We start from the raw sequence: 341 nt of genomic DNA on the forward strand, positions 1-341 counted from the left end.
GAATGTGAAGCCGTTAAAGAAGACGAGGTTGAGGTGACAACCACGACCACAACGAAAAAGCGCGGTAAACGTAAACCTCTGCCTAAGACCTTGCCTCGTGAGGTTATCGAACTTGATGTAGACGACCATGAAAAGCAGTGCGCTTGCTGCAATCATAGCCTGCATAAAATCGGGGAAGACCGCAGCGAGAAGCTAGAGTTCACGCCAGCGGTACTCAAAGTGTTGGAATATGTTCGTCCTAAGTACGCTTGCCGCCAGTGCGAGAAAACAGGCGACAGCAGCCGAATCGTTCAGAAGCCATCCCCTCAGAGCCTCATCCCTAAAAGCTTCGCCACAGAAAG

At 51.0% G+C, this 341-nt stretch carries 1 protein-coding gene; it reads left to right on the plus strand.

Annotation, left to right across the window (positions count from 1 at the left end; genetic code table 11):
- On the plus strand, positions 1–341 hold a 341-nt coding region (locus AB4583_RS21460; protein WP_372119266.1), incomplete at both ends, for an IS66 family transposase zinc-finger binding domain-containing protein.

Origin of the sequence: Vibrio sp. 10N.222.49.C12, assembly GCF_041475025.1 — a bacterium.
Lineage (GTDB): Bacteria > Pseudomonadota > Gammaproteobacteria > Enterobacterales > Vibrionaceae > Vibrio > Vibrio crassostreae_C.